This is a genomic window from Tepidibacillus decaturensis, assembly GCF_001561915.1.
Taxonomy (GTDB): Bacteria; Bacillota; Bacilli; order Tepidibacillales; family Tepidibacillaceae; genus Tepidibacillus_B; species Tepidibacillus_B infernus.
On record NZ_LSKU01000001.1, the window covers coordinates 1,175,101 to 1,184,671 of the forward strand.

Genomic DNA, 9,571 nt, shown 5'->3' on the forward strand with positions numbered 1-9,571 from the left:
TTTTATTAGCTAAAACTCAAGGTTATCGTGTAATGGTGGCAACTTGATATTTTCTTATCCATATATTTTTTAAAAAGTCATCAATAGATGGCTTGTTTGCTATGCTCTTTTCTTTACTGACGGCTTCTAGTATTTATTTCAGACTTTCACCTCATCAAGGACAACCTGTATCTTATTTCAAGAATAACTTAAAAGATGAAGGTTCACAATATTTTTTTCAAGATTTTCCATGCAAGAATGAATATTATTTAGGTAACAATATCTATGAATGTAGGTTTAAGGGAGATAAAAAATGATTAAAAAAATATGTTGTTCATTTTTGTTTTGTTTCTATTCTTTACATTTCCCATAACAGCAGCAACGGAAGATAAACAAACCGATCAGGAAAATTTGACTATGCCAGACGAATATGAGGGTGTCTATTTGGAAATCAATAAGACACAGAATACCTTAAAGATTTATTTAAATGGTTATGTTGTGAAAAGGTTTCCGGTAGCCACAGGGAAAAATAATCTTTTAACGCCTGAAGGTAAATTTAAAATTATTACAAAGGTGAAAAATCCATGGTATTTACCGAAAAATATCCAAGGAGGAGACAAAAAAAATCCATTAGGCACTCGTTGGTTGGGATTAAATGTACCAGGAACAGGTGGATATAAATATGGAATCCATGGAACAAGTAATCCATACTCCATCGGTCATCATGTTAGTCTTGGTTGTATCCGGATGCATAATAAAGATATAGAGTGGATGTATCGGCATATTCCACTTGGCACACCAGTCATTATCAAAAGCGACATGAAATAATCCTCTCTTCCAAACGGTATATTGGGGATTAGGTACGATTGTTTAGGCGTATTCTACATTTATCTTCGAACCATTACCAAACGTATCAGGTGGAGTAACGATAATTCTACGGTTTAAACGATTTTGTAACTCTGGTACATGCGAAATAATGCCAATAGTCATCCTTTCAGCATGTAGCTTTTCTAAAGTCATCATAACTGTATCTAAAAGATCTGTATCTAAAGTACCAAATCCTTCATCCAAGAAGAAAAATTCTAAAGGCTGACCACCTTTTAATTGAATCTGTGAAGATAAAGCTAATGCTAATGCTAGAGAAGTTAAAAATGTCTCTCCTCCTGATAAGGTTTGAACAGGCCTTGATAAACCACCATTTAAATCATCGATCATGATAAAACCACCTTCTTGATCTACATCAAGTCGGTAACGATTTCTTGTTAATTGCTTTAGTTTTTCAGAAGCAGTTAAAGTGATATTGTGTAGATGTTCTTGAGCGATAAAATCAACGAAGGCATTACCACGTAACACTTGATTTAATTCGGATACAACATCCAATTCCTTTTGTACTAATTCTCGTTGTTCTTCAAATATTAACCATTCTTGATGATCTTGTTCTAATTGTCGATATTGGTAATTTAACTCAGATAACCTTGATTTTGTAATCTCAAATACTTCTTCCAATTCTAGTTTTTGTTTTTGCAGTGTTTGCCATTCTTCTTCGAACAAAGTTCTTCCTTTTAATTGAACGACATATTGTTTTTCTTGTTGATATAGAAGATACATGGTGTCATTATAAACCTTGATTTGTTGATTCAGTGTTTCTATTTCTTCATGAGGAATTAGATAGGCTTTTACATGTTCAATCGATTGCCAGTTATTTTCCTGTAATTTTTCTTCTAATGCTTTAGAAAAGTCTTCGAATTGACTTCTCAATGTCTTCATTACTGCTTCTTCCGAACTTAACTTTCGCTCAAGTTGGTTATATTCTTCTTTTGAATTAACCCAACTATTCTCAAATTCAGCTCGTTTTTGCTTTAATTCGTCTAATCGCTGATCTACTTCTGAAATCCTCTGTATCGCAGGTTTTCCATTTGTAACCTTTTCCAAATTTGCATATAACTCTTGCCGTTTCTCTTCTGTTTGCTTATTATTCATCTCTAATATATCAAGAATAGATCGATTGTTTTGTTTTTCCTCATTTAACTTTTTTTCATTTAAGTCTAAATTTGATTTTATTTCTTCTGCCTTCGTTATTTGTTCAAGCAATTTTTCTCGTTGTTCATCAAATGCTGCTATCTCTTGTTTACGAATTTCAATGGTTTGTAAATCCCAATCTCCTTTTACTTTTTGCCATTGTTGTTCTACTTCTTGAAGTTGAGATTGAATTTGTTCTTTTGAGTGTACTATGGTTTGTTTACGTTCTAGATATAAGGTGATTTTTGATTGGATGATCTTTATATCTTGTTCTTCTATACCAATCGTTTTTTGCACTTCTTGAAGTTGCGTCTGCAAGTTTTGATACTCTTCACTCCAAGATGCTAGTTGTTCTTTAAGATTTATATGTTCCTTTTGTTCTTTGGTGAAAAGTTTTATCATTTTTACCAGATCTAATTCTGTGTATGGTAGGGGTAAGGCCTTTCTCAAATCTTGTACTTGTTCTTTTTTAGCTTCTATCTCCATCTCTATTTTGAAAAGTTGATGTAAAACCATTTCTTTTTTACCTTCCAGTGTTTTTAGAGCAATGTTTTCATCTGTCAGTTGAGCTTCGATCTGCTTGATTTGATACTGGATTTGTTCATGTTCTTGATAAGATTCAGGCTCTACTATACCTTGATAAGGATTTGGATGATGAACTGAACCACAAACTAAACAAGGGACACCTTCTTCTAAATGTTCAGCCAGAATAATTGCCATCATTTCTATCTGTTTTTTATCCGATTTTGAAAATGTAAGCTTTAGTTCGTCTAACTTTATTTGTAATGAATCAATCCTTTCATTTATTTTCTCAATATGAGAAGAGATTTCAGCAATTGTTTCAGATGTTTGCTTTTTTTCTTTTTCTAATGTTTGAATTTCATGATTGATGGTCTGCAATTTATTTAACTTCAGTTCAAGTTCTAGAAGGCCACGGTCTTGTTCATGCCACTTTTCTTCTGTAATAGGTTTTTGGTCTAACATTTTTTGTTCTAATCGTTTTAAGTTTACATAATCTTCATTATGTTCCTTTGTGTTTTCTGTATGCTTTTCGATTTCCGCTTTTTGGACGTTGATAGCTGTATCAATTTGAGTAATTTCAGCAATGAGTTCATCTAATTTACTTGTTATTTGTAGCAAATTCTGTCGAACCAGAAAAGCCTGGTCTAATTTATTTCTTTCTTCAGAAGTGACATGGATTTCTTCCATTTTTTGTTTCCATTGTTGAAGGTTAAACTCGATTTCATTTTTTTGTTGCAAAATGGACAATCTATCTTTTTCAATTTGATCTAACCGTTGAAGCACTGTATTCCTTTCTTCAGCATATCCTTCTAAAGTCTTAGTTAATTTTTCAATTTCCTTCTCCCATTCTAACGCTATGTCTAATTTGTATTTCTTCTCTTGAAGTAGTGGGACATCTTTATCAAATTGCTCTTTGGATTGCAAAAATTGATGTTCCTTTTCCTTCAAACTCTCCGCTAGTTGCTTTTTGTGAAGGTTTAATTGGTTTATATTTGATTGCAAATGATCCATTTGTTCCAGTGTCTTTTGATATTGCTGAATGTATGATTCAAGCTGAAATGCTTTTGTTGCCTTTTCTCTTTTTTCTTCTAGTAGCCGCACCTCTTGTTCTTTTTCCTTTAATTCGTTTAATTGTTGATGAACATAGTCTAATTGCCTTTGTAGTTCATATACCTGTTGTTTTTCAGTAAAATTTATTAGAAATCGACTTAAAGCTTCTTGCTTTTTCTCTTTTCTTTTTGTGGTTTCCTGAAGCTCCATATATAGCTGATCAAGATTTTCCTTTGTTGCATGTGCTATCATTTCTTGCTTAATCAATATCTCATCTCGTTTTTTTCTAAGTTCATTCTCTTTTAATTGCACTTTATCCTTTAACTTTTTCCCATACTCATCTAGATGAAAAAGTCGCTCTAGCATTGGTCTTCGATCTTGAGCTTTTAATGTGAGAAATTCTGCAAATTTTCCCTGTGGCAAGACTACTGCACGTGTAAAATCATCCACAGTTAGACCAAGCAAGTTTTCTATTTCATTTGTTACTTCCCTTTCTTTATCAGCAATCACTGTTTCTTTCCCGTTTTCTATTACCACAAGACGGGCCAAAGTTGATTTGACACGGTGTTCTTGACTTCTACTATATACTCGTTCAACTATATATATCCGAGGAAATTGGCCAAAATATAATTCAAACGAAAATTTAACATGAATTTTTTCTTCTTGTTGATTTAAGATACCTATCCGATTTGCATCACTTCGCTCTACTCGGCCATATAATGCTAATGTGATCGCGTCTAATATCGTCGATTTTCCACTTCCTGTAGGACCAAAGATGCCAAAAACTCCAGCATCAGAAACTTGCTGAAAATCAATATGTTGTGCTTTACGAAAACTATGTAATCCTGCAATGATTAAAGAGATCGGCTTCAATATTCTTCAACCTCCTCGTCATTTTGTTGTTGAAACAGTTTAAGAAATAGATCTACAATTTCTTTTCTAGGTTCAGCACCTATACGTTGTTGATAAAATCTCTTAAATAATTCTGATGGTTGTTTAGATTGCATTTCAATCGCTTCCATTGCCTGTTCTAGTTCTGGTGTAACGACTCGAATATGAATAAATCCCTCATTCATTTTGCGAATTCGCTGGATTTCTTCCATTGATAGTGGATGGGGCATATGAAGCTCTAAGTCGATCCAAGCAGGTGTAGTTCCCTCGTTTGTCAGCCATTCTTCTAATTCAGGAATGCCATTTTTAATCTTCTTTTGTATCAATAACTTCCCACTGGATAAGTAAATTTCGTAAGGTTGCACTGAATCATTTGGATTAACATCAAAAATAGTGACAGATTTTTTGTGATTTGCTTCTGAAAAACTATAGGCCAAAGGTGAACCAGCATAGCGCGTTAAACTTAATGTTCCTTTCACATCTTGCGGTCGATGTAGATGGCCTAAGGCAATATATTGAAAAAAGTCAGGAATGTGAATAGGATTGACTGTATAAGCTCCGCCAACTTGAATTTCGATTTCTGAATCAGAGGCTTGTCCACCTTGGACAAAAAGATGGCTCATTGCCAAATTCACCGTGTTTGCCCGGAAAATTGATCGTTGGGACTGAAACCATTGATGAACAAAAGCGGAATAGGATTCTCTTATTTCTTTCACATCTGCACTTTCATGAAACAATTGTTTTAATCGCGATTCAGATGGGTATGGTAAAGTTGATACCATAGCCGTTTGATTTGCTGTTGGTAAATATAGTTCAAGCCATCCTATCCCAGTTTTTTCTGCATAGACTTGTCCATGATTTTTTAACTGGCTTGGATAAATTTCATCTGTGGGTAACCCCAAGAGATAAATACCTTGTTTATCCGCTAATGGATTTGCAGCCCGAATACGTTCTGGTTGGTCATGATTTCCTGCAATCACGACAACTCCCCGTTTTCCATAGTTGCTTAAGCGATGAATTGTTTCATAAAAGAGATGTTCTGCCCATGCAGGGGGATTCACCGATTGATAAATATCTCCTGCTATTAAAACAAGATCTATCTTTTCATCATCAGCAATTTGACAGATTTCATCCATCACTTCAATTTGCTCATTTTGTCGATCTCTTCCTTCTAATGTTTTTCCTAAATGCCAATCTGCGGTATGTAAAACTCTCATCCGGAAACTCCTCTCTTCTTACCTTTCTCTATTGTATCTGTCTTTTGCCACAAAAAAAACACTTTCCATCATGGAAAGTGAAATGAAATAGTTTTAGCAGTCAAATTGCATATGTCGATGTGTTAAGGAAAGAAGCTGGCTAACTGTTCCTTGTGGTGAAAGATCCATGGTTAAGATATGATCTACTTCTTTAAGGTCTACTTCTGAATAAGTGTATGCTTGTTTCAAAAGTTGGATGGCTTGGCTCGTATCTTCCTTTTCAAAAGCCAATAGTGCCAAATTGAAGTAGGAATAGAATAATAAACTGTTGGTTTTTTCTTCTTTCTTATGTACTTCTTCATTTTTAATAATGGAATAAATTTCTTGAGTCACTTTATCAGTATTACCAGATAAAGCATGTATTTGCCACATTTGATTATAAAGAAGGCCTCGATTGATCAAAGGAAAGGAAGTAACCGTTTTTTGAGAGAGACAGTCAATCGCTAGATTCAATAGTTCGATTGAGTGCTCTTTATCTCCTGTTGAGACCCAATAATAATCCGCTAAGTCAGATAACGACCAGATGTATTGCTCATCATCTTCCTGCTTCACTTCTTCTAAAATCGATTCTAAAAGTTCAATAGCAGGTTTATAAAAATTTAGATTTGCTAAAAGTCGACCAAGTAATGCACGATTATGCCAATTTTCATAAGATTCCAGTGCTCCTTTTTGCAATGGAACATATTCTTTTACATAATCTGCCCAGTAGCGATATTCTTGTTCGTTCAAAGCTATTCTCCTTTCATCTACTCTTGTAAATTCGTTGATACTTCACCATATGATGCAAAAGTAGATTCTAGTACAGGACATACTCTGAACCAGCAAATTTTTATGAATGAATGAAAAAAAGCCACCGTATATTGGTGGCTATTTAAAATTTTCTCTTAATCTTTCCAATGTAAGTTCATTTGTATCTTTCACAATAAGGTCTGCTTGATGCATCGAATCTTCATTTCCAACTCCTACGGCAAACATATTTGCTTCTTTAATGGCTCTTATTCCAGCTTCTGCATCTTCAATACCCACACAGTTTTGCACTGGTACCTTTAATTGTTCGGCGGCCACCATGAAGATTTCTGGATCAGGCTTTCCTTTCACGATTTTACCAGCATCAACAATGGTATCGAAATATTCTCCGACTTGCAGTTTATCAATAACAGTAAAGGCATTTTTACTGGCAGAAGCAAGGGCAATTTTAACGCCATTAGTTTTTAATTCTTTTAATAATGGCAAGATCCCTGGCAATAAATCATTCGGTGTAATTTTTTGAATCAACTGCTTATAATGGTCATTTTTCCGATTAGCTAGGGATATCTTCTCTTCAATTGTGTAAGATTTGTTTCCTTGTTGCAGAATGAGCTCTAATGAATCCATTCGACCAACACCTTTAAGCTTTTCATTAAATTGACGATCAAAAGGAAGACCTAATTCTTCAGCTAGCTGTTTCCAAGCCAAATAGTGATATTCAGCAGTATCTGTAATCACACCATCTAAATCAAAAATAACCGCTTCAATGAAAGGTTTCAGACTTTTATTTATGGATTTGCCTTGTTCTAATTGAAGGCTTTCTTGACGATGATAAATCGTTATCGGTTTTCCTTCTAATAAGGTATAACTAACCTTTTCTGTTGCAATATCTACATCAATCAAACGGCCTTTAAACGTAACCTTAAAGTGATAACCCTCCCATTTTTTAGGAACGATTGGATTAAATCTTAAGATTCCTTCATATTCTCTTACACCAGCAAATCCATTAAAAATGGACAACCAAGCTCCAGCCATTGATGCTGTATGGATTCCATCTTTTACATTTTTATTGATATCATCTAAATCCATTCTTGCCGTTCTCATGAAGTATTCATAAGCTTTATCATGATAACCTATTTCAGCAGCCATTATGCTGTATGTGCAAGGAGATAATGAAGAATCATGAGTAGTAATTGGTACATAATAGTCATAATCGCGTTTCTTATCTGCCAAGTTGAAACGATCTCCTTGTAAGAATAAAGCAAGAACTACATCCGCTTGTTTTAACACTTGATAACGATAAATTACCAATGGATGATAATGTAAAAGTAATGGATAATTTTCTTGGGGCGTATTTGCAAAGTCCCATACCGCTTTATCTAAAAAAGAATCGTCCTGTGGATGAATCCCTAATTCATCATCATAAGGTAGATACATTTTTTCTGCAGCGTTCTTCCATTCTTCAATCTCTGAATCGTTTAAGTTGATCTTTTCAGCTAATGATTTGAATTCATTAGAAAATTTATCTTTAAGTAACTGAGCAGTATGATAAGCAAACTCTAAATGGTCTTTTGCCATAATGTTTGTATATAAGTTGTTATTCACGATTGCCGTGTACTCATCAGGACCAGTTACATCATTGATACAGAAGCGATTTCCTTTCCTTTTGATATAATCTCCTGCATCTACCCAAAGTCTAGCGGTTTCAAAGAGCATTTCAGCGCCTTTTTCTACTAGAAAATCTAAATCATCTGTCGCATGAATATATTTTTTGAGGGCAAAAATGATATCTGCATTGATGTGATATTGGGCAGTGCCTGCTGGATAATAGGCGGAGGTTTCCTCCCCATTGATGGTTCGCCATGCATAAAGCGCACCTTTATGTGATAATTCTTTAGCTCTTTCACGAGCTTTATCCAAAATACTGTAACGATATTCGATCAACTTTTTGCTGATTTCTGGATTCGTATAAAGGAAGAATGGTAATACATAGGTCTCTGTATCCCAAAAATAATGGCCTTCGTACCCTTCGCCTGTAATTCCTTTTGCTCCAATATTCGACTTTCCATCTTTCCCCACAGATTGAAGTAGATGATATTCATTAAAACGAATACTCTGTTGTAAAGAAAGATCTCCTTTAATTTCAACATCGCTTCGGTACCAGAAGTTTTGTAAATACTGTTTTTGATCAGCAAATAATGCATCAAATCCTCGTTGTTTCGCAGCCATGACTGTTTCTCTCGCCAACTCAAGCAACCGATTTTCAGGATAATCTTTTGATGTATAGTAGGTAATATATTTTGATAAGCGAATGGATTGTTCTTTTTTGGCCACAATTGTGTACTTAGTTTCGACCCATTGATCTTTTGATTGCGCTATAAAAGTAAAATTACTTTCAGTCGCTAGCTCATTTTCCATAGCACAGACTAAAGCAAACTGAGTATTTTTTGTCTTTTGATGTATTGCACCGAAAGTGCCTCTTTGCACTACGTCTTCTGTTAAAAGAACTTGCTCCGATAAAACTGATCCAGCCCTAGGATCACCCATAGAGACTTGATTTTTCACTTTTCCGTTAATTGCTGAGATAAGAATGACTTCACCATCGAAATTAAGGGGGATTACTTCATAAGAAATCGTTGCTAAATGTTTGTTAGTTAAAGCAACAAATCGCTTAATTTTAAGTTTTACTTGTTTGCCTGAAGGTGATTCCCAGGTTACTTCTCGAGTTAAAACCCCTTCTTTCATGTTTAATTCCCGATAGTAGTTAAGAATTTTTCCGGTAAATAGATTAAATTCTTCACCTTCAACATATAACCGAATAATTTTACTATCCGTTACATTTAACATTGTTTGAGAATATTTGGCATAACCGTAAGCTTCTTCTCCATATATAATTGGTTCTGACTCATAAAAACCATTTAAGTAAGTCCCGTTTACTGAAGTACCCTCAGGGCCGGGATATCCTTCTTCAAAATTTCCACGCATGCCAATATATCCATTTCCTGTAGCAAAAATCGTTTCATCCTGTAGATTTGTTTCGACATCAAAAGAATTTTCAATAATTTTCCATTCATGAAATGGGTAGATTACTTTCATTTTATGACTCC

Annotated in this window: 5 protein-coding genes; 1 reads left to right on the top strand and 4 read right to left on the bottom strand. The window is 34.4% G+C overall.

Annotated features, from left to right (window positions below; all coding sequences use genetic code 11):
* The first annotated feature begins 396 nt into the window (after positions 1-396).
* On the top strand, positions 397-807 hold the full coding sequence (locus U473_RS05695) for a L,D-transpeptidase (protein ID WP_235589070.1): 411 nt from the start codon (positions 397-399) through the stop codon (positions 805-807).
* A gap of 42 nt (positions 808-849) precedes the next feature.
* On the opposite strand, the gene U473_RS05700 is transcribed toward U473_RS05695, so the two are convergent.
* The 4 genes from U473_RS05700 to pgmB form a co-directional block, all read right to left on the bottom strand.
* Positions 850-4,443: an AAA family ATPase gene (locus U473_RS05700; protein WP_068724248.1), complete on the bottom strand. Its 3,594-nt coding sequence runs from the start codon at positions 4,441-4,443 to the stop codon at positions 850-852.
* Complete coding sequence (locus U473_RS05705; RefSeq protein WP_068724250.1) at positions 4,440-5,678, bottom strand: exonuclease SbcCD subunit D; 1,239 nt, start codon at positions 5,676-5,678, stop codon at positions 4,440-4,442. Before U473_RS05705 ends, U473_RS05700 begins: the two co-directional genes overlap by 4 nt.
* A 93-nt stretch (positions 5,679-5,771) precedes the next feature.
* Positions 5,772-6,446, bottom strand: coding sequence for a tetratricopeptide repeat protein (locus U473_RS05710; protein ID WP_068724252.1), 675 nt, complete (start codon positions 6,444-6,446; stop codon positions 5,772-5,774).
* A gap of 138 nt (positions 6,447-6,584) precedes the next feature.
* Complete coding sequence (pgmB, locus tag U473_RS05715; protein ID WP_068727492.1) at positions 6,585-9,560, bottom strand: beta-phosphoglucomutase; 2,976 nt, start codon at positions 9,558-9,560, stop codon at positions 6,585-6,587.
* Positions 9,561-9,571: the final 11 nt, after the last annotated feature.